At 68.0% G+C, this 19,190-nt stretch carries 19 protein-coding genes; 14 read left to right on the plus strand and 5 right to left on the minus strand.

Annotated features, from left to right (window positions below; translation table 11 throughout):
- Window positions 1-335: 335 nt before the first annotated feature.
- The 6 genes from pyrH to AC5Y5O_RS15075 all read left to right on the plus strand — a co-directional run bounded on the left by pyrH (window position 336) and on the right by AC5Y5O_RS15075 (window position 5,332).
- On the plus strand, window positions 336-1,121 hold the full coding sequence (pyrH, locus tag AC5Y5O_RS15050) for a UMP kinase (protein WP_096286122.1): 786 nt from the start codon (window positions 336-338) through the stop codon (window positions 1,119-1,121).
- Between the two features lie 90 nt (window positions 1,122-1,211).
- Window positions 1,212-1,769 carry a ribosome recycling factor gene (gene frr / locus AC5Y5O_RS15055; RefSeq protein WP_036468078.1) on the plus strand — a complete coding sequence of 186 codons (558 nt, stop codon included), beginning with the start codon at window positions 1,212-1,214 and terminating at the stop codon, window positions 1,767-1,769.
- 22 nt (window positions 1,770-1,791) lie between these two features.
- Window positions 1,792-2,715, plus strand: a complete 924-nt coding sequence (locus tag AC5Y5O_RS15060) for a phosphatidate cytidylyltransferase (protein WP_096286124.1) — start codon at window positions 1,792-1,794, stop codon at window positions 2,713-2,715.
- Window positions 2,716-2,740: 25 nt separating this feature from the next.
- Window positions 2,741-3,844, plus strand: coding sequence for a dual-specificity RNA methyltransferase RlmN (rlmN, locus tag AC5Y5O_RS15065; protein WP_096286126.1), 1,104 nt, complete (start codon window positions 2,741-2,743; stop codon window positions 3,842-3,844).
- Between the two features lie 67 nt (window positions 3,845-3,911).
- A complete protein-coding gene (dsbE, locus tag AC5Y5O_RS15070) occupies window positions 3,912-4,424 on the plus strand; it encodes a disulfide bond-forming protein DsbE (protein ID WP_500025652.1) in 513 nt (170 codons plus the stop codon).
- Complete coding sequence (locus AC5Y5O_RS15075; protein ID WP_500025653.1) at window positions 4,421-5,332, plus strand: cytochrome c biogenesis CcdA family protein; 912 nt, start codon at window positions 4,421-4,423, stop codon at window positions 5,330-5,332. Before dsbE ends, AC5Y5O_RS15075 begins: the two co-directional genes overlap by 4 nt.
- On the opposite strand, the gene AC5Y5O_RS15080 is transcribed toward AC5Y5O_RS15075, so the two are convergent.
- From AC5Y5O_RS15080 to AC5Y5O_RS15095, 4 genes are all read right to left on the minus strand, one after another.
- Window positions 5,283-5,537: a DUF2631 domain-containing protein gene (locus AC5Y5O_RS15080; RefSeq protein WP_207768489.1), complete on the minus strand. Its 255-nt coding sequence runs from the start codon at window positions 5,535-5,537 to the stop codon at window positions 5,283-5,285. The genes AC5Y5O_RS15075 and AC5Y5O_RS15080 overlap by 50 nt on opposite strands.
- Window positions 5,538-5,670: 133 nt before the next feature.
- On the minus strand, window positions 5,671-6,252 hold the full coding sequence (locus tag AC5Y5O_RS15085; protein ID WP_096290988.1) for a fasciclin domain-containing protein: 582 nt from the start codon (window positions 6,250-6,252) through the stop codon (window positions 5,671-5,673).
- Window positions 6,253-6,358: 106 nt separating this feature from the next.
- A complete protein-coding gene (locus tag AC5Y5O_RS15090) occupies window positions 6,359-8,098 on the minus strand; it encodes a cytochrome c biogenesis protein DipZ (protein ID WP_500025654.1) in 1,740 nt (579 codons plus the stop codon).
- Between the two features lie 123 nt (window positions 8,099-8,221).
- Complete coding sequence (locus tag AC5Y5O_RS15095; RefSeq protein ID WP_096286134.1) at window positions 8,222-8,893, minus strand: fasciclin domain-containing protein; 672 nt, start codon at window positions 8,891-8,893, stop codon at window positions 8,222-8,224.
- A 201-nt stretch (window positions 8,894-9,094) separates the two neighbouring features.
- Between AC5Y5O_RS15095 and dxr the strand changes: the two genes are divergently transcribed.
- The 4 genes from dxr to AC5Y5O_RS15115 are packed head-to-tail and all read left to right on the plus strand — an operon-like array spanning window position 9,095 to window position 13,576.
- Window positions 9,095-10,285, plus strand: a complete 1,191-nt coding sequence (gene dxr / locus AC5Y5O_RS15100) for a 1-deoxy-D-xylulose-5-phosphate reductoisomerase (protein ID WP_096286136.1) — start codon at window positions 9,095-9,097, stop codon at window positions 10,283-10,285.
- Between the two features lie 6 nt (window positions 10,286-10,291).
- On the plus strand, window positions 10,292-11,506 hold the full coding sequence (locus AC5Y5O_RS15105) for a M50 family metallopeptidase (protein WP_096286138.1): 1,215 nt from the start codon (window positions 10,292-10,294) through the stop codon (window positions 11,504-11,506).
- Window positions 11,503-12,666: a flavodoxin-dependent (E)-4-hydroxy-3-methylbut-2-enyl-diphosphate synthase gene (ispG, locus tag AC5Y5O_RS15110; RefSeq protein WP_096286140.1), complete on the plus strand. Its 1,164-nt coding sequence runs from the start codon at window positions 11,503-11,505 to the stop codon at window positions 12,664-12,666. The genes AC5Y5O_RS15105 and ispG overlap by 4 nt, the downstream gene beginning before the upstream one ends.
- 55 nt (window positions 12,667-12,721) lie before the next feature.
- Window positions 12,722-13,576: a GNAT family N-acetyltransferase gene (locus AC5Y5O_RS15115; protein WP_096286142.1), complete on the plus strand. Its 855-nt coding sequence runs from the start codon at window positions 12,722-12,724 to the stop codon at window positions 13,574-13,576.
- Here the strand turns inward: AC5Y5O_RS15115 and AC5Y5O_RS15120 are convergent.
- Window positions 13,573-14,094: a hypothetical protein gene (locus tag AC5Y5O_RS15120; protein ID WP_096286144.1), complete on the minus strand. Its 522-nt coding sequence runs from the start codon at window positions 14,092-14,094 to the stop codon at window positions 13,573-13,575. The genes AC5Y5O_RS15115 and AC5Y5O_RS15120 overlap by 4 nt on opposite strands.
- Before the next feature lie 178 nt (window positions 14,095-14,272).
- Here AC5Y5O_RS15120 and AC5Y5O_RS15125 point away from each other — a divergent pair, with 178 nt between their 5' ends.
- The 4 genes from AC5Y5O_RS15125 (at window position 14,273) to AC5Y5O_RS15140 (ending at window position 19,163) form a co-directional block, all read left to right on the plus strand.
- On the plus strand, window positions 14,273-16,102 hold the full coding sequence (locus AC5Y5O_RS15125) for a penicillin-binding transpeptidase domain-containing protein (RefSeq protein ID WP_096286146.1): 1,830 nt from the start codon (window positions 14,273-14,275) through the stop codon (window positions 16,100-16,102).
- A 42-nt stretch (window positions 16,103-16,144) separates the two neighbouring features.
- A complete protein-coding gene (locus tag AC5Y5O_RS15130; RefSeq protein ID WP_096290989.1) occupies window positions 16,145-16,729 on the plus strand; it encodes a DUF1707 SHOCT-like domain-containing protein in 585 nt (194 codons plus the stop codon).
- A 62-nt stretch (window positions 16,730-16,791) separates the two neighbouring features.
- Window positions 16,792-17,649 carry a type I methionyl aminopeptidase gene (gene map, locus AC5Y5O_RS15135; protein WP_096286148.1) on the plus strand — a complete coding sequence of 286 codons (858 nt, stop codon included), beginning with the start codon at window positions 16,792-16,794 and terminating at the stop codon, window positions 17,647-17,649.
- Between the two features lie 14 nt (window positions 17,650-17,663).
- Window positions 17,664-19,163, plus strand: coding sequence for a cobyric acid synthase (locus AC5Y5O_RS15140; RefSeq protein WP_500025655.1), 1,500 nt, complete (start codon window positions 17,664-17,666; stop codon window positions 19,161-19,163).
- Window positions 19,164-19,190: the final 27 nt, after the last annotated feature.

A 19,190-nucleotide genomic window follows, 5' to 3' on the forward strand; every position in this document is an offset into this window, starting at 1 on the left:
GGGTGAGCGACTGACGCGCTCGCGCGATCGCTTCCGGCATACGGCGTGATTCGGCCCTGCTTCTCAAGACCGCAGATTTCCCCACCGAGTGGTGGGGATTCCCAGGCCGGCGCGAGCTCAAACATCCGGCACCGGAAGCAAAGTCGCGACGCCAGCACATCCGGGCGTGACCTGCGCCGACGGTGCGCCGCTGCGGTGTGGCTCGCCGCCCGCGCAAATAATCCACCCCGCTGGCGCCAGATTGTGCTGCGATGGGGCAGGATGTGAACTGCCGTTCCGGGTGGGAAGCCACCGTGCTGCCGAGCTCGGGATGGCACTGTCATGCGAGGAGTCTGATGACGCAGCCCGAGCCCACCAGCGCTAACGGCGTGCCGACATCTTCATCCGGCCACGGACAACCCGCCAGCCAGCCGCGCGCGAAGTATTCGCGTGTGTTGCTGAAGCTCGGCGGCGAGATGTTCGGCGGCGGTCAGGTCGGGCTCGATCCCGATGTGGTGGCCCAGGTCGCCCGCCAGATCGCCGAAGTGGTCCGCGACGGCGTGCAGGTCGCCGTCGTGATCGGTGGCGGCAACTTCTTCCGGGGTGCACAACTGCAGCAGCGCGGCATGGAGCGCACTCGCTCGGACTACATGGGCATGCTCGGCACCGTGATGAACAGCCTTGCGCTGCAGGACTTCTTGCAGAAGGAGGGCATCGACACCCGCGTCCAGACAGCGATCACGATGGGCCAGGTCGCCGAGCCCTACATCCCACTGCGGGCCGTCCGTCATCTGGAGAAGGGCCGCGTGGTCATTTTCGGGGCCGGCATGGGGCTGCCGTACTTCTCCACCGACACCACGGCCGCGCAGCGCGCGCTGGAAATCGGCGCCGATGTGGTCTTGATGGCCAAGGCGGTCGACGGCGTGTTCACCGAGGATCCGCGGGTGAATCCCGACGCCGAGCTACTCGCCGCGATCAGCCACCGCGAAGTCATCGACCGGGGGCTGCGGGTGGCCGATGCCACCGCGTTCAGCCTGTGTATGGACAATGGCATGCCAATCCTGGTGTTCAACCTGCTGACTGACGGCAATATCGCTCGGGCGGTCGCTGGTGAGAAGATCGGAACGCTAGTCACCACTTGAGGGGAAGACGCAGATGATCCGCGACTGCGACGATGCGAGGCGCAGCGATGTGGGGGTACCACCCGCTTGCGGGGGAGAGGAGTGGCGCAGATGATCGATGAGGCTCTCTTCGACGCCGAAGAGAAAATGGAGAAGGCCGTGTCGGTGGCCCGTGACGACTTGTCAACCATCCGGACCGGCCGCGCCAATCCGGGCATGTTCTCCCGGATTGTCATCGACTACTACGGCACGACCACTCCGATCACCCAGCTGGCCAGTATCAACGTCCCGGAGGCGCGACTGGTCGTGATCAAGCCGTACGAAGCCAGCCAGCTGCACGCGATCGAAACGGCGATTCGTAACTCCGACCTCGGGGTGAACCCCAGCAACGACGGCACCCTGATCCGGGTGGCGGTACCCCAGCTGACCGAGGAACGCCGCCGCGAGCTGGTCAAACAGGCCAAGGGCAAGGGCGAAGACGCGAAGGTCTCGGTGCGCAACATCCGCCGTAAGTCGATGGAAGAACTGCACCGGATTCGTAAGGACGGCGAGGCCGGCGAGGATGAGGTCGGCCGCGCCGAAAAAGACCTGGACAAAACCACCCAGCAGTACGTCAACCAGATCGACGAGCTGGTCAAGCACAAAGAAGGCGAGCTGCTGGAGGTCTAGGGGCCGCTCAGCAACCGAGTCAGTGGCAACCTCCGATGCCGGCACAGGCACCCCGCCCGACGAGCCGGCGCGGGGGGTGAAAGACACCCTGCAGAAACCCGTCAAGAAGACGTCGAGGGCCGGACGCGATCTGCCCGCGGCGATCGCGGTCGGTGCGGCGATCGGCGGGCTGCTCGTCGCGACGCTGGTCTTCGCTCCGCGCTTCTGGGTGCTCATCGTCGCGATCGCGATTCTCGTTGCCACCCACGAGGTAGTGCGCCGGCTGCGCGAAGCCGGGTACGTCATCGCGGTCATCCCGTTGCTGGTCGGTGGCCAGGTCACCGTCTGGCTGACCTGGCCGTACCACGCCGCCGGCGCGCTGGCCGGCTTCGCCGCCACCGTGGTGGTCTGCAATGTCTGGCGGTTGTTCATGCCGGATCCCAGCCGCAGTCCGTCACCCGCCGGCTCGTCGTCGAACTACCTGCGCGACGCGTCGGCCACCGTCTTCCTGGCCGCCTGGGTCCCGCTGTTCGCCTCCTTCGGCGTCCTGCTCGTCTATCCCCACGACGGCGCGGGACGGGTGTTTTGCCTGATGGTTACCGTCGTCGCTTCCGACACCGGCGGATATGCCGTCGGGGCGCTCTTCGGCAAGCATCCGCTGGTCCCGACGATCAGCCCGAAGAAGTCCTGGGAGGGATTCACCGGCTCGCTGGTCTTCGGAATTTCCGCGGCGATCCTGACCGCGACCCTCCTGGCCGGCAAACCAGCGTGGATCGGCGCGCTGCTGGGTCTCATCCTGGTGCTCACCTGCACGCTCGGTGACCTGGTGGAGTCGCAGGTCAAGCGGGACCTCGGCATCAAGGACATGGGCCGGCTGCTGCCCGGCCACGGCGGGCTGATGGACCGGCTCGACGGAGTGCTGCCGTCGGCCGTCGCAGCCTGGATCGTGCTGACCTTGGTCCCCTAGGCCGCTAGCCGATACTGGACAGAGCATGGCCCAACAACTGGTGTTCGAAGAGCCGCGAGCGGGAAAGCCGCCGCGGCATCTCGCCGACCTCGACGCGGGTGGCCGGGCGTCGGCCGTCGAGGAGCTCGGCTTGCCGGCGTTTCGGGCCAAGCAGCTCGCGCATCAGTACTACGGCCGGCTGATCGCCGATCCGCGGCAGATGACCGACCTTCCGGCGGCCGTGCGCGACGTGATCGCCGAGACGATGTTCCCGAACCTGCTCAGCGTCGCCCGGGAAATCACCTGCGACGCCGGGCAGACGCGAAAGACGTTGTGGCGGGCCGTTAACGACCCTGCTGGCACCACCTTCGAGTCGGTCCTGATGCGCTATCCACAGCGCAACACCGTCTGCATCTCGTCGCAGGCGGGTTGCGGCATGGCATGTCCGTTCTGTGCGACCGGCCAGGGCGGATTGACGCGCAACCTGTCGACCGCCGAGATCATCGAACAGGTGCGCGCCGCGGCGGTGGCGCTGCGCGACGAGTTCGGTGACCGGCTGTCGAACGTGGTGTTCATGGGGATGGGGGAGCCGCTGGCCAACTACGCACGGGCGGTGGCCGCGGTGCGGCGCATCACGGAGGCGCCGCCGGACGGCTTCGGCATCTCGGCCCGTTCGGTGACCGTCTCGACGGTCGGCCTGGCTCCGGCCATCCGCAAGCTGGCCGACGAACGGCTGGGCGTGACGCTGGCGTTGTCGCTGCACGCGCCGGACGACGAGCTGCGCGACACGCTGGTTCCGGTCAACAACCGCTGGAAGATCAGCGAGGCGCTGGACGCCGCGCGATACTACGGCGACGTCACGGGCCGGCGGGTGTCGATCGAGTACGCGCTGATTCGCGACGTCAACGACCAGCCCTGGCGCGCCGACCTGCTGGGCAAGCGACTGCACGGCACGCTCGGGCCGCTGGCACACGTGAACCTGATCCCGCTCAACCCGACCCCGGGCAGCGATTGGGACGCCAGCCCCAAGGACGCCGAGCGCGAGTTCGTCCGGCGGGTCCGGGCGAAAGGCGTGTCCTGCACGGTCCGCGACACCCGTGGCCGCGAGATCAGTGCGGCATGCGGACAACTTGCCTTCGAACAGGGTTAGTGGCGTGCTGAACCGGGCACGACCCTAGTCCGTGTTGTGAATTAGTAGTCCAGCAAAAGGGGTTGGCATGACGATTCGCTTTTTCTCGCGCTTCAAGTTGTTTGCCGCGGCCATCATGACGGGCCTTGTCGCGGCGGTCCTGGTATCGGCCGGCGCACCACGGGCACAGGCTGCCGACGATCGGCTGCAGTTCACCGGAACGACGCTGAGCGGGGCACCGTTCAACGGTGCCAGCCTGCAGGGGAAACCGGCGGTGCTGTGGTTCTGGGCGCCGTTCTGCCCGTTCTGCAACGCCGAAGCTCCCGGGGTGTCCCAGGTCGCGGCCGCTAATCCCGGTGTCACCTTCGTCGGCATCGCCGGGCACTCCGACCCCGGCGCGGAGCAGGCCTTCGTCTCCAAATACGGCCTGAACTTCACCAACCTCAACGACGCCGACGGCTCGATCTGGGCCCGCTACAACGTGCCCTGGCAGCCGGCCTACGTGTTCTACCGGGCGGACGGCAGCTCGACGTTCGTCAACAACCCCACCTCGGCGATGCCCCAGCAGGAACTGGCCAATCGGGTGGCCGCGCTGAAGTGAACCAGGGCCTCGTCGGTCTGGCATTCGCTGCCGGGTTGGTGGCCGCGGTGAACCCGTGCGGGTTCGCGATGCTGCCCGCCTACCTGCTGCTGGTGGTGCGCGGCCAGTACAACGGGCAACGCCCAAGCCCGGCGGCCGGGGTGGGACGCGCGCTGGCCGCCACCGCCGGGATGGCGCTCGGGTTCCTGACGGTGTTCGGATTGTTCGGCGCGCTGACCATCTCGGCGGCCACCACGGTGCAGCGCTACCTGCCATACGCGACCGTCATGATCGGCATTGTGCTTGTCGCCCTTGGCATTTGGTTGCTCTCGGGCCGGGAGCTGACCGCGCTGACGCCACGCGCGCTGGGACCGCGGTGGGCGCCCACGCGCCTGGCCGGCATGTACGGCTACGGCATCAGCTACGCGATCGCCTCGCTGTCGTGCACGATCGGGCCGTTTCTGGCGGTCACTGCCGCCGGCCTGCGCGGCGGGTCGCTCGTCACGGGCGTGTCCATCTATCTGGCCTACGTCGCGGGCCTGACCCTGGTCGTCGGTGTGCTCGCGATCGCCGCCGCGACCGCCAGCTCGGCGCTGGCCGATCGGCTGCGTCGCATTCTGCCGTTCGTCAACCGGATCGGCGGCGCGCTGCTGGTGCTGGTCGGCCTGTACGTCGGCTACTACGGCCGTTACGAGTTGCGGCTGCTGGACGCCGCGGCGGACCCCCGGGATGCGGTGATTCTCGCGGCCGGGCGGCTACAGGGCGTGCTGGCCGACTGGGTGCACCAGCACGGCGTCTGGCCCTGGCTGCTGGCGTTGGTCGCGCTGGTGGGCGTCGCGGTGGTGAGCGCCTGGCACCGACGCACGCGGCGCGCAGCGGCTAGCGGATCCAGCCGCGCCGGCGGCCCCACATGTCGCGGATCAGGATGAACAGAGACAGGACCGCGAAACCGATCAGGAAGTTGTCCTCGACGTGGCCGACGTGGTTACCGCGCAGCATGGCCAGCAAGAAGATCACGGCGAAGATGCCGACGCCGTGCCAGGTGCGGATGTTGATCTTGCTCCATCCCCACGCGGCGGACGGCACCTCGGCCGGGTCGACACCGTTGTAGAGCTCCACCTCGGTACTGGCCACGGCGATTCCCTTCGGGTCGGATCGTCTTCTGATCACAGATTCTGGCATACCCGCCGTGCCGCAGCCCTTCGTAGCCTCGGGTTGGTGACCTACCGGCCGGAGCCGGTGGGCCACCAACCCGATTGCCACTCGCCTACGAGGGCGGCATCAGCACGGTGTCGATCATGTACACCGTCGCGTTCGCGGTCGGCACCCCTCCACAAACCACGCTCGCATTGTTGACTTTGAGGTCGTTTCCCTGGCCGGTCACTGTCACGCCGGCACCTTGCAGTGTGACGTGGGTGCCGTCGACTTTCGCCGGACTCAGCTGACCCGGTACCACGTGGTAGGTCAGGATGCTCTTCAGCATCGCCGCGTTCGTCTTCAGCTGGCCGATGGTGGACTCGGGCAGCTTGCTGAATGCGGCGTCAGTGGGCGCGAACACCGTGTACTGGCCGTTGTTCAGGGTGTCCACCAGATTCACCTGCGGATTGAGCTGGCCCGACAGCGCCGAAGTCAGGGTGGTCAGCATCGGGTTGTTGGACGCCGCTACGGCGACGGGCGCCTGAGACATCCCGTCCACCGAGGCCGGACCGTTGGGGTGGGCCGCCGCGTAATCGGTGCATCCCGGACCCACCAAATCAGCGGCGCCCGCGCTCGGAGACACTGCGATTCCGAGGCCAACGATTCCTGCGGCAGCGAAGCTGGTTGCCGCCATTTTCCTCAATGCATTCATGCGATTCGCTCCCTTCATAGGCCGCGAGCATTCACCCCGTCTGGCTGAAGTCCCGGCATCTCTGATTCGGAGCCGCTCCGCTTGTGGATTGATCGCGACCGCAATATCAGCCATAGGTGAACGAAAACACCTGCAACCCCCTGCCGGGGCGCACCTCGAGCGTGCCGGGTGCCACCTGATCGCCGCCGACGATCTGGTGGGACGTGGGAGGCCCACTGATCGGCACCGTTGTGGTTTTTCCGTCGCGCACCACCGTGAGGGTGCCGGTGCCGGCGACCACGATGTACACGTTTTTCGCGTGGTAACTGAGCTTGATGGCGGAGTCGTCGCCGTCCGCCGTCGCGCCTTGATAGTCGAGCGACCAGGGGCCGCGCAAGGCGAATTTGTCGGCCGCGAGCTCCGGTGGGTAATCGAACGTCGCCGTCCCTTCGTCGTACATTCCGGCCCCGCCGAAGTTGACGACTTTGCCGACCCCGAAATAGGTCTCCGGTGTCAGAGCGGCCTTCGGGGTGGTGTCGGCCGCGTCCACCGGTTTGCCGAGCTTGACCCCGGGCCGGGCGTCGGTGAGCAGCTGCCTGATCAGGCTCTCGGTGACGTCGTAGTCGCCTTCACCGAACTTGATGTGCCGCACCGTGCCGCTGGCGTCGATCAGATATTCGGCGGGCCAGTAGCGGTTGCGATAGTTGGTCCAGGTGGAGTAACCGTTGTCCAGCGCGATCGGATAGGTGATGCCCAGATCCGCCGCCCCCTTGGCGACGTTGTCCGGCACTCTCTCGAACGCGTACTCCGGAGTGTGCACGCCGATGACCACCAGACCGCCGTCCTGGTATGCCTTTTGCCAGCCGACGACGTGTGGGATGGCGCGTTGGCAATTGATGCAGGAATAGGCCCAGAAGTCGACCAGCACCACCTTGCCGCGCAACGAGTCGAGGGTGATCGGCTGGCCGCCGGGGGTGTTCAGCCATCCGGCTATGCCTTTGAGATCGGGTGCGGGACCGCAGTTCTCGAGTTTTGTGCCGCCATTGCTGCAGTTCGACAGCTGTGCGTTCTGGTCGTTGACGATACCGCCGAGGTTCAGTTTTTCCCGTACCTGCTCGGAGTCACCGATTCTCTGTTGCAGCGACCCGGCGTAGTCGGGAATCGCCCGCTGCAGCGCGGCCGGCAGGTCGAACACCAGCGCCACCGCGAGCAGAAGTGTCACGACGCCCGCGGCCACCCGGATCTCGCGCTGCCGGCTCCGGAAAGCCTTCACCCGCTCGGCCACCCGCTGACCGGCCAGCGCGAAGAACAGCAGCGGCAGGGCGGCGCCGACCGCGAACGCGCCGGTCAGCACCACCGTCGCCACGCCGATCGTCGCCGTCGCCCCGGCCACCACGATCGCGGCGAGCACCGGACCCGCGCAGGGTACGTACAACACACCAAGCGCCAGGCCCAGTCCGAAACCGCCTCCGCGAGTGGCGATTTGCTTCTGCGGGATGCGGGAGAACGGCCGCTCCAGCAGCTGTTCGAAGCGCGGAAAGATCAGGCCGATGCCGATCGCCACCAGCGCGACCAGGGCGACCCAACGGATGGTGTCCTGCGGCAGGCGCAGCACCGACAGCAGTGCCGAGCCGAGCAGGGTGACCACACTGAAGCTGAGCACCAGGCCGCCGATCACCCGGTACGGCCGCAATGTCGCGGACAGCTTGCGCTTTTCCGCGACCGCGACGGCACCTTCGGTTGCGGGCGACTGCTCGGCAGAGACTTGCGTTCCCGAGAAGAACACCACCGGCAGGACCGGCAGAATGCAGGGGGAGATGCCGGTGATGAGGCCGCCGAGTAAGCCGACCAGCGCGAGCGTCAACATGCTTGGTATTCGTTGCCGTCTCGGTGATGGATTGGTCTGAGAGCCAAGGAGTTTCGCGATCACATAAGAATGGCTGGGCAGCCCATTATCTCGGCTGCCCAGCCATTCCTTGCACCTGAAGGGCTACTGATTCGGCGGCATCAGCACCGTGTCGATCATGTACACGGTCGCGTTGGCGGTGTGCACCCCGCCGCACACCAGGCCCGCGTCGTTGACCTTCAGGTCGTTTCCTTGGCCGGTCACCGTAGCGCTGGCGCCCTGCAGTGTGACGTGGGCGCCGTCGACCTTCGCCGGACTCAGCTGACCCTGCACCACGTGGTAGGTCAGGATGCTCTTGAGCAGGGCGGCGTCGGTCTTCAGCTTGTCAATAGTGGCCGCCGGAAGCTTGTCGAACGCGGCGTTCGTCGGGGCGAACACCGTGTACTGGCCGTTGTTGAGGGTGTCGACCAGGTTCACCTGTGGGTTGAGCTTGCCCGACAGCGCCGACGTCAGGGTGGTCAGCATCGGGTTGTTCGATGCCGCCGTCGCGACGGGGTCCTGCGCCATCCCGGCGACCGACCCGGGGCCGTTGGGGTTCTGCGAGGCGTACGCCGAGCACCCCGACCCGATCAGGTCCGCCGCCGGGTCGGCGGCCGCCGCGGATGTGGTCATCGGTGCCGTTGTGCTGCTGGTCGCAACGGTCGCGCTGGTCGAGCTTTGCGCTGCGGGTTTGTTGCTCGAACAGCCCGAGAAACCCACGATCGCGATCGCCGCCAGGCTGGCCGCCGCGACTGTCTTGGCCTGAACATTCGTCATTGCGCTTCGATTCCTTTGTTACGACGGCCGCAGCCGCCACCTCTGGGATGAACGCCAGTGATTCGGAGTGCGGACGGTCACGGATGGGTCCAATCGGACGGCCATGGCGCGGGCTCGCCGCCCTGAGCGCACCCTCAAGCCGCCGTGGCCCGCGACGGCCACCGGCGGCACAATGAGTGAGTGAGTTCCCCGAGGAACCAAGTGCGGGCCGACGGCCCGATCCGCGTGCTCGTGCTGGGCAGCACCGGCTCCATCGGCACCCAGGCGCTGGAAGTCATCGCCGCCAACCCGGACCGCTTCGAGGTGGTTGGGCTGGCGGCGGGCGGCTCCAACCCGGACATCTTGGCGCGCCAGCGCGCCGAGACCGGAGTGACCAACATCGCCGTCGCCGACGAGCGGGCGGCCGACACGCTAGGCGACGTCACCTTTCACGGCCCGGATGCGGTTACCCGGCTGGTCGAGGAAACCGAAGCCGACGTCGTGCTCAATGCCCTGGTCGGGGCGCTGGGCCTGCGACCGACGCTGGCGGCGCTGCACTCGGGCGCCCGGCTGGCGCTGGCCAACAAGGAATCGCTGATCGCCGGCGGCCCGCTGGTCCTGGCGGCGGCGCGACCCGGGCAGATCGTGCCGGTGGATTCCGAGCACTCCGCGCTGGCCCAGTGCCTGCGCGGCGGCGAGCCCGACGAGGTCGCCAAGCTGGTGCTGACCGCCTCGGGCGGACCGTTTCGCGGCTGGGCCGCCGCCGACCTCGAGGCCGTCACCCCCGAGCAGGCCGGCGCCCATCCGACCTGGTCAATGGGGCCGATGAACACGCTGAACTCGGCGTCTCTGGTGAATAAGGGACTCGAGCTCATCGAAACCCACCTGCTGTTCGGCGTCGCCTACGACCGCATCGAGGTCGTCGTGCACCCCCAGTCGATTGTTCATTCAATGGTCACGTTCACCGATGGCTCGACGATCGCGCAGGCCAGCCCGCCGGACATGAAGCTACCCATCTCGCTGGCGTTGGGCTGGCCGCGGCGGGTGCCGGGAGCGGCCGCGCACTGTGACTTCACCACCGCGTCCACCTGGGAATTCGAGCCGTTGGACAGCGACGTTTTCCCGGCCGTCGAGCTGGCCCGGCAGGCCGGCGAGACCGGCGGCTGCATGACCGCGGTCTACAACGCCGCCAACGAGGAGGCCGCGGCGGCCTTCCTGGACGGCCGCATCAGCTTTCCGACCATCGTCAGAACAATCGCCGACGTGCTGAGCGCCGCCGACCAATGGGCCGTAACACCCGCTAACGTGGATGAGGTACTAGACGCGCAGCGCTGGGCGCGGGAGCGAGCGCAGCGCGCGGTCACAACTGCAAGCCCCGCCGAAGTCTCGGGAATGGTCTTAGAAAGGTCCTAGCGGCTGATGATGTTCGGAATCGGCATTGCGCTGTTCGCGCTGGCCATCCTGATCTCGGTGGCCCTGCACGAATGCGGCCACATGTGGGTCGCGCGTGCCACCGGCATGAAGGTGCGCCGCTATTTCGTCGGGTTCGGCCCCACGCTGTGGTCGACGCGGCGCGGCGAGACCGAGTACGGCCTCAAGGCCGTTCCGCTGGGCGGCTTCTGTGACATCGCCGGGATGACCCCGGTGGAGGACCTGGCGCCCGACGAGTCCGACCGGGCCATGTACAAGCAGAAGACATGGAAGCGGGTCGCGGTGCTGTTCGCCGGCCCGGGCATGAATTTCATCATCTGCGTGGTCCTGATCTACGTGATCGCACTCATCTGGGGGCTGCCCAACCTGCACCCGCCCACCCAGGCGATCGTCGGCGAAACCGCTTGCATCGCACCAGAAGTCGCTCCGGGCAAGCTCGGGGAGTGCACCGGTCCCGGTCCGGCCGCCCTGGCCGGCATCCGCCCCGGCGACGTGGTGGTCAAGGTCGGCGACACCAAGGTGTCCACCTTCGACGACATGGCCGCCGCGATCCGCAAGCTGCACGGCACCGTCCCGGTCGTCGTCGAACGTGACGGCACCCCGATCACCGCCTACGTCGACATCACGCAAACGCAGCGATACGTGGGCAACGGACAGGACGGCAAGCCCGCCCCCGCGACAGTCGGCGCCATGGGCGTCGGCGGCGTCAAACAGTCGCCCACGCACTACGGCGTGCTCGGCGCCATCCCGGCCACGTTCGCCTTCACCGGCGACCTGACGGCCGAGGTGGGCAAGGCGCTGGTCGCGATCCCCGGCAAGGTCGGCGCGCTGGTGCACGCGATCGGCGGCGGGCAGCGCGACCCGCAGACGCCGATGAGCGTCGTCGGGGCCAGCATCATCGGCGGCGACACCGTCGACCACGGACTGTGGGTGGCGTTCTGGTTCTTCCTGGCCCAGCTGAACCTGATCCTGGGCGCGATCAACCTGTTGCCGTTGCTGCCGTTCGACGGCGGCCACATCGCCGTCGCGGTGTTCGAAAAGATCCGCAACCTGTTCCGCTCCGCGCGGGGAATGGTCGCGGCGGCCCCGGTCAACTACCTCAAGCTGATGCCCGCGACCTATGTGGTCCTGGTGTTCGTGGTCGGCTACATGCTGCTGACCGTGACCGCGGATCTGGTCAACCCGATCAGGTTGTTTCAATGACCGGCCTCGGCATGCCGGAAGCGCCGCCGCCCACGCTTGCGCCCCGGCGTAAAACGCGCCAATTGATGGTCCGCGACGTCGGGGTGGGCAGCGATTCCCCGATTTCGGTGCAATCGATGTGCACCACCAAAACGCACGACGTCAATACGACGCTGCAGCAGATCGCCGAGCTGACGGCCGCAGGCTGTGACATCGTCCGGGTGGCCTGCCCGCGGCAGGAGGACGCCGACGCGCTGGCCGAGATCGCCCGGCACAGCCAGATCCCGGTGATCGCCGACATCCACTTCCAGCCGAAGTACATCTTCGCCGCGATCGACGCCGGATGTGCTGCGGTGCGGGTCAATCCGGGCAACATCAAGGAGTTCGACGGGCGCGTCGGCGAGGTCGCCAAGGCGGCCGCCGCGGCCGGCATCCCGATCCGCATCGGCGTCAACGCCGGCTCGCTGGACAAGCGGTTCATGGAGAAGTACGGCAAGGCCACCCCGGAGGCGCTGGTCGAGTCGGCGCTGTGGGAGGCCTCGCTGTTCGAGGAGCACGGCTTCGGCGACATCAAGATCAGCGTCAAGCACAACGACCCCGTTGTGATGGTCGCCGCCTACGAGCAGCTGGCCGCGGCGTGCGACTATCCGCTGCACCTCGGTGTAACCGAGGCCGGGCCGGCCTTCCAGGGCACGATCAAGTCGGCGGTGGCCTTCGGCGCCCTGCTGTCCCGCGGCATCGGCGACACAATCCGGGTGTCCCTGTCGGCGCCACCGGTCGAGGAAGTCAAGGTCGGCATTCAGATTCTCGAATCGCTGAACCTGCGCCCGCGCGGGCTGGAGATCGTCTCGTGCCCGTCGTGTGGCCGCGCGCAGGTCGACGTCTACACCCTGGCCAACGCGGTGTCCGCGGGCCTGGACGGGCTCGACGTGCCGCTGCGGGTCGCGGTGATGGGGTGCGTCGTCAACGGCCCGGGGGAGGCCCGCGAGGCCGATCTCGGCGTTGCCTCCGGAAATGGCAAGGGGCAGATCTTCGTTCGCGGCGAGGTGATCAAGACCGTTCCCGAAGCTCAGATCGTTGAGACGCTGATCGAAGAGGCGATGCGGCTGGCTTCGGACATGGCCGGTGATAACGGTCCTGGCACAACAGGCAGCGGGACGCCGGTTGTCACCGTAAGCTGATAAGACCAGTTCTCTCTTACTGGTCCTGTCGTTCGCACCACGGAGAGTTCGCCAGATGTCGGCTCCGCCCCTGTTTCGCCTCGTTGGCGATAGACGGGTGTCCGTGGTGCGCGACGCCGCCGCGGTGTGGCGAGTATTCGACGAAGACCCGATCGGGGCGTGCATGGTCGCCTCCCGCGTCGCCGATCACGGCATCGACCCCGGCGCGATCGGCGGGGAGCTGTGGACCCGCCGCGGCGCGGACGAGTCGCTGTGTTTCGCCGGTGCCAACCTGATCCCGTTGCGGGGGCTGCCGGCCGACCTGAACGCGTTCGCCGACGAGGCGATGAGCGGGACGCGGCGCTGTTCGTCCCTGGTCGGGCGGGCGAGTCTGGTCCTGCCGATGTGGGAGCGGCTGGAGACCGCCTGGGGGCCGGCCCGTGACGTGCGGGAACGCCAGCCGCTGATGGCGCTGGCCAAACACCCGATGTGTGACCTCGACCCCGAGGTGCGTCAGGTGCGGCCGGAGGAGCTGGACGCCTACCTGGTGGCCGCGGTCGACATGTTCATCGGCGAGGTCGGCATCGACCCGCGGCTGGGCGACGGCGGTCGCGGCTACCGCCGCCGGGTGGCCAGCCTGATCGCCGCCGGGCGCGCCTGGGCCCGGTTCGAGCAGGGCCAGGTCGTCTTCAAGGCCGAGGTGGGGTCGCAATCGCCCGCGGTCGGCCAGATCCAGGGCGTCTGGGTGCATCCGGAGTGGCGCGGCCTGGGGCTGGGTGCTCGGGGCACCGCGATGCTGGCCGCCGTGATCGTCGGCAGCGGGCGGATCGCCAGCCTGTACGTGAACGACTTCAATGAGGTGGCCCGGGCTGCCTACGCCCGGGTGGGCTTCGCCGAGGTCGGCACCTTCGCCACCGTCCTGCTGGACTAGCCGGTCCGTCGCCCGGAACCGCCGGAGCGCTCCTCGGTGCGGCGCCGGCGTATCCACTCGGGGCCTTCGAGGTGGTCGGGAATCAGCCAGAAGCCGAGGCCGAAGTTGTAGCAGAACACCGCGGCCCACCACAGGATGGCCGTCGGCGTGAATCCCATCGGTCCCGGAGAGTGATGAACACCGGCCACCGCGGCCACGAACACGAAGCCGAGCGCGATCACACTCACGACGGCACAGAACAGCAACGCCAGGCGTCGATGGATCGTCGATAGGGCCGCGGCCGCGGCGAGGCCCAGCATCACGCAGCTCAGCGTCGCGGTCACGGGTACGCCGACCAGCGACAGCCCGACGCGGGTGGGTGCGATGAGAAACATCGCTACCAAGCCGGTTACGCCGATCGCGGCGGCGACCACGGCTTCGCCAGCCAGTAGCCATCGGCCCTGGCGCCAACGTGGCGGGTTGAGGCTGACCCGGCGCAGATTTTCCGTCGCGTTCGGTCCTCTCGTGTCTCGCGCCATTGCCGCCTCCTGAACATCGATGCTTTGAAGTCGAGATACCCGGAAATCGCGGGAGCACGCCCCGCCGGAGGCCTTTCCTCGACCTGACCGAGGCCCGCCGCGTGAACACCCCACATAACGGTGAGGTCTCGGTGTGTCGGCGCCGGTGCACCCGCCTATGTTCTTAACATCAGTAACGATGGCCACAAAAACCTCATCAGTATCAATTGTTTCGGCGGCGGCGGCCCTGCTGCTCGTCGCGGCTGCCGCGCTGTCGGGATGCACGCCGCGGCCCGACGGCCCGGGCCCTGCCGCGGAGAAGTTCTTCCGCGCCTTGGCCATTGGCGACACCGCGACGGCCGCTCAACTCAGCGACAACCCCAACGAGGCCCGCGAGGCGCTCAACGCGGCCTGGGCCGGGCTGCAGGCCACCCATTTGGACGCGCAGATCCTCAGCTCGAAGTACGCCGAGGACACCGGCACGGTCGACTATCGGTTCAGCTGGCACCTGCCGAAGAACCGGGTGTGGAGCTACGACGGCCAGCTGAAGATGGCCCGCTACGAGGGCCGCTGGGAGGTCCGCTGGGCGCCCAACGGGCTGCACCCCAAGCTGGGGGAGCACCAGACATTCGCGTTGCGCGCCGATCAGCCGCGGCGCGCCTCGGTGAACGAACTCGGCGGCAGCGACGTGCTGGCGCCGGGCTACCGCTATCACTACACGCTGGACGCCACCAAGGCCGGCCCGCCGCAGTCGCTGAGCTTCACCACCCACTCGATCGTCGACGTGCTGCGGCCGTTCAACGACACGCTGACCGACCCGCAGCTGCTCGCCGAGCGGGCCAGCTCGACACCTAACCAGGTGGACCTGGGCGTCACGCTGCTTCCCGCCGACAACGACAAGGTCTTTCCGCTGATCGGCCACCTGCCCGGGATCGTGGTCACTCCGCAGGCCGACATGCTGGCCACGGACCCGCATTTCGCGCCCGCCGTCATCGCCGAGGTCAAGAAGGCCGTGATCGACCAACTCGACGGCCAGGCGGGCTGGCGGGTGGTCAGCGTCAACCAGAACAACGTCGACGTCGCGGTGCTGCAAGAGGTCGAAGGAGCGCCGGCCCCGTCGGTGTCGATCACCCTGGATCGGGTCGTGCAGAACGCCGCCCAGCGGGCGGTGGACAACAAGGGCGGCAAGGCGATGATCGTCGCGATCAAGCCGTCGACGGGGGAGATCCTCGCGATCGCCCAGAACGGCGCGGCCGATGCCGACGGCCTGCCCGCCACCAACGGCCTGTTCCCGCCCGGGTCGACGTTCAAGATGGTCACCGCCGGCGCCGCCGTCGACCGCGACATGGCCACGCCCAACTCGATGGTCGGCTGCCCGGGTCATCTCGACATCGGCCACCGCACCATTCCCAATTACGGCGGCTTCGACCTCGGCGTGGTCTCGATGTCGCGCGCGTTCGCCAGTTCGTGCAACACCACGTTCGCCGAGTTGAGCAGCAAGATGCCGCCGCGGGGCCTGACGCAGACGGCCTCCCAATACGGGATCGGGCTCGACTACACGGTCGACGGCATCACCACCGTGACCGGGTCGGTGCCGCCGACGGTCGACCTGGCCGAGCGCACCGAGGACGGCTTCGGCCAGGGCCGGGTGCTGGCCAGCCCGTTCGGCATGGCGCTGGTGGCGGCCACCGTCGCGGCCGGGAAAACCCCTGTGCCGCAATTGATCGCGGGCCGGCCGACGACGGTCGAGGGTGACAGCACCCCGATCAGCCCGAAGATGATCGACGCGCTGCGCCCGATGATGCGGCTGGTGGTGACCAATGGGACCGCCAAGGAGATCAACGGCTGTGGCGAGATCTACGGGAAGACCGGTGAGGCCGAGTTCCCGGGCGGGTCACACTCGTGGTTCGCCGGCTACCGCGGCGATCTGGCCTTCGCGGCGCTGATCGTCGGGGGCGGCAGCTCGGAATGGGCGGTCCGGATGACCAAATTCATGTTCGAGTCGCTCCCGCCGGGCTATCTGACCTGAAGCATGGCGGCCCCCGAACCCGTAACGGCGTAAATTGCGGGCATGACGGATAGCGGCGGGGACATGGTGACGCTGCGCGTCTCCGATGCGGACCGCAACGGCACGATGCGGCGACTGCACAATGCGGTTGCGCTCGGCCTGATCGATATCGACGAATTCGAGCAGCGCTCGTCGCGGGTGTCCTACGCGCGCACCCAGGGCGAGCTGGACGGCCTGGTCGGCGACCTGCCCGGGCCGGGCGCGATCGTCACCTCGGCGGCGGATCGGATCGAGCTGCGGGGCTGGGCCGGCTCGCTGCGCCGGCACGGCGAATGGACGGTGCCCACCCGGTTGGCGTTGGTGCGGCGCCTCGGTTCGGTCAAACTCGAGCTCACCAAGGCCCGGTTCGCCGGCCCGGTGGTGGTCGTCGAGCTCGACGTGCGGTTCGGCTCGGTCGACATCTGGCTGCCGGAGGGCGCCAGCGCCTCGATCGACGACGTCGAGGTGTACGTCGGCAGTGCTCGCGACCGTCGCAAGGATGCGCCCGGCGAGGGCAGGCCGCATGTGGTGCTGACCGGCCGGGTGGTGTGCGGCTCGGTGACCATTCACGGCCCCCGCCGCTCGCTGCTGCACCGCCGCAAGCCCTGATGCCGGCGCCGGCGGCTCTGCAGGCACACCCAAGCCCGCTGCCTGCGATTAAGCTAGCGAGCATGTCTGTTCGCACCGCGCTTTCGCCCGGAGTGTTGTCCCCGACGCTGCCGGTGCCCAACCGCATCCCGCGGCCGGAGTACGCGTGGCAGCCCACCGCCAAGGAGGGCACCGAGCCGTGGGTGCAGACGCCTGAGGTGATCGAGAAGATGCGCGTCGCGGGCCGGATTGCGGCCGGTGCGCTGGAGGAGGCGGGCAAGGCGGTCGCGCCCGGCGTGACGACCGACGAGCTGGACCGCATCGCGCACGAGTACATGGTGGACAACGGCGCCTATCCGTCGACCCTGGGCTATAAGGGCTACCCCAAGTCCTGCTGCACCTCGCTCAACGAGGTGATCTGCCACGGCATCCCCGACTCGACGGTGGTCGAAGACGGCGACATCGTCAACATCGACGTCACCGCCTACATCGACGGCGTGCACGGCGACACCAACGCGACGTTTCTGGCCGGCGACGTGTCCGAGGAACACCGGTTGCTGGTCGAGCGGACACGTGAGGCGACGATGCGGGCGATCAACGCCGTCAAACCCGGACGCGCGCTGTCCGTCGTCGGACGCGTCATCGAGGCATACGCAAACCGGTTCGGGTACAACGTGGTTCGCGACTTCACCGGTCACGGCATCGGCACCACGTTTCACAACGGGCTGGTCGTGCTGCACTACGACCAGCCGTCGGTCACCACCGAGATCCAACCGGGAATGACGTTCACGATCGAACCGATGATCAATCTCGGCTCGCTGGACTACGAGATCTGGGACGACGGCTGGACCGTGGTCACCAAGGATCGAAAGTGGACCGCACAGTTCGAGCACACCCTGCTGGTCACCGACACCGGTGCCGAAATCCTGACCCAGGTATAGCAAGCCGTGAGCGCTTGAACGGCGCGCTGCTGGTCGCGGGTACCAGCTCCGATGCCGGCAAATCGGTGGTCGTCGCGGGCCTGTGCCGGCTGCTGGCCCGCACCGGGGTCAGGGTCGCGCCGTTCAAGGCGCAGAACATGTCCAACAATTCCGCGGTCACCGTCGAGGGCGGCGAAATCGGCCGGGCCCAGGCCATTCAGGCCCGGGCGGCGGGACTGCAGCCCAGCGTGCGGTTCAACCCGATCCTGCTCAAGCCGGGCAGCGACCGGACGTCGCAGCTGGTGATCCGGGGGCGTGTTGCCGAATCAGTGACTGCGGCAAGCTATTTCGAGCATCGCGACCGGCTCGCGGAAGTCGTCGCCGACGAGCTGGCTTCGCTGCGTGATGAATTCGACGTGGTGATCTGTGAAGGGGCCGGATCACCATCCGAAATCAACTTGCGTGCAACGGATTTGGCGAACATGGGTCTGGCCCGGGCCGCGAACCTGCCCGTCGTCGTGGTCGGCGACATCGACCGCGGCGGTGTGCTGGCGCATCTGTTCGGCACCCTCGCCGTGCTCGACCCCGACGACCAGGCACTGATCGCGGGCTTCATCGTCAACAAGTTTCGCGGCGACCCCGCGCTGCTGGAGCCCGGACTGCGGCAACTCCTCGACCTGACCGGCCGCCCGACCTACGGGGTGTTGCCCTACGCCGACGACCTCTGGCTGGATGCCGAGGACTCGCTGTCGGTGCTCGCACATCGCGTCATCGGCAGGCCGGCGCCGCCGCGCGGTGACGAGTGGCTCCAGGTCGCCGCGGTCCGGCTGCCGCGGATCTCCAACTCGACCGACATCGAGGCGCTGGCCTGCGAGCCCGGTGTGCTGGTGCGCTGGACCAGCGACCCGGCCGACCTCGCCGACGCCGACCTGGTGGTGCTTCCCGGGAGCAAGGCGACCGTCGCCGATCTGCACTGGCTACGCGACCAGGGCCTGGCCGCCGCGATCACCGAGCACGCCGGGGCCGGCAAGCCGTTGTTGGGGATTTGCGGGGGATTCCAGATGCTGTGCCGGCGCATCCAGGACACGGTGGAATCCGGTAGCGGGGAAGTGGCGGGGCTCGGGCTGCTGGACGCCGACATCGTGTTCGCGCAAGCCAAGGTGCTGCGGCGCTGGGAGCGGCCGCTCGCCGGCTACGAAATCCACCATGGCCGGCTGGCCCGTTACCGCAACGAGCCGTGGTTCCAGGCGGGCGACGATCTGCACGGCCTGGCCCACGGCGCGGTCTTCGGCACGCATTGGCACGGCCTACTGGACAACGACGACTTTCGCCGCGACTGGCTGACCGAGGTGGCCGCGGCCGCCGGACGGACGAGGTTCGTCGTCGCCGACGACATCGACGTCGCGGCGCGACGCGACGCCCAACTGGACGTGGCCGCCGAATTGCTGGCGTCGCACCTCGACATGGACGCTGTCCTCGGCCTGCTCGACGGCCCGCCGCCGCGGCCACAGCTCGTGAGCCGGCTGCGGCCGTAGCGCCCGCGGCTCGCGCTGGCGCCGGGA

This window comes from Mycobacterium sp. NGS40 (assembly GCF_059812735.1).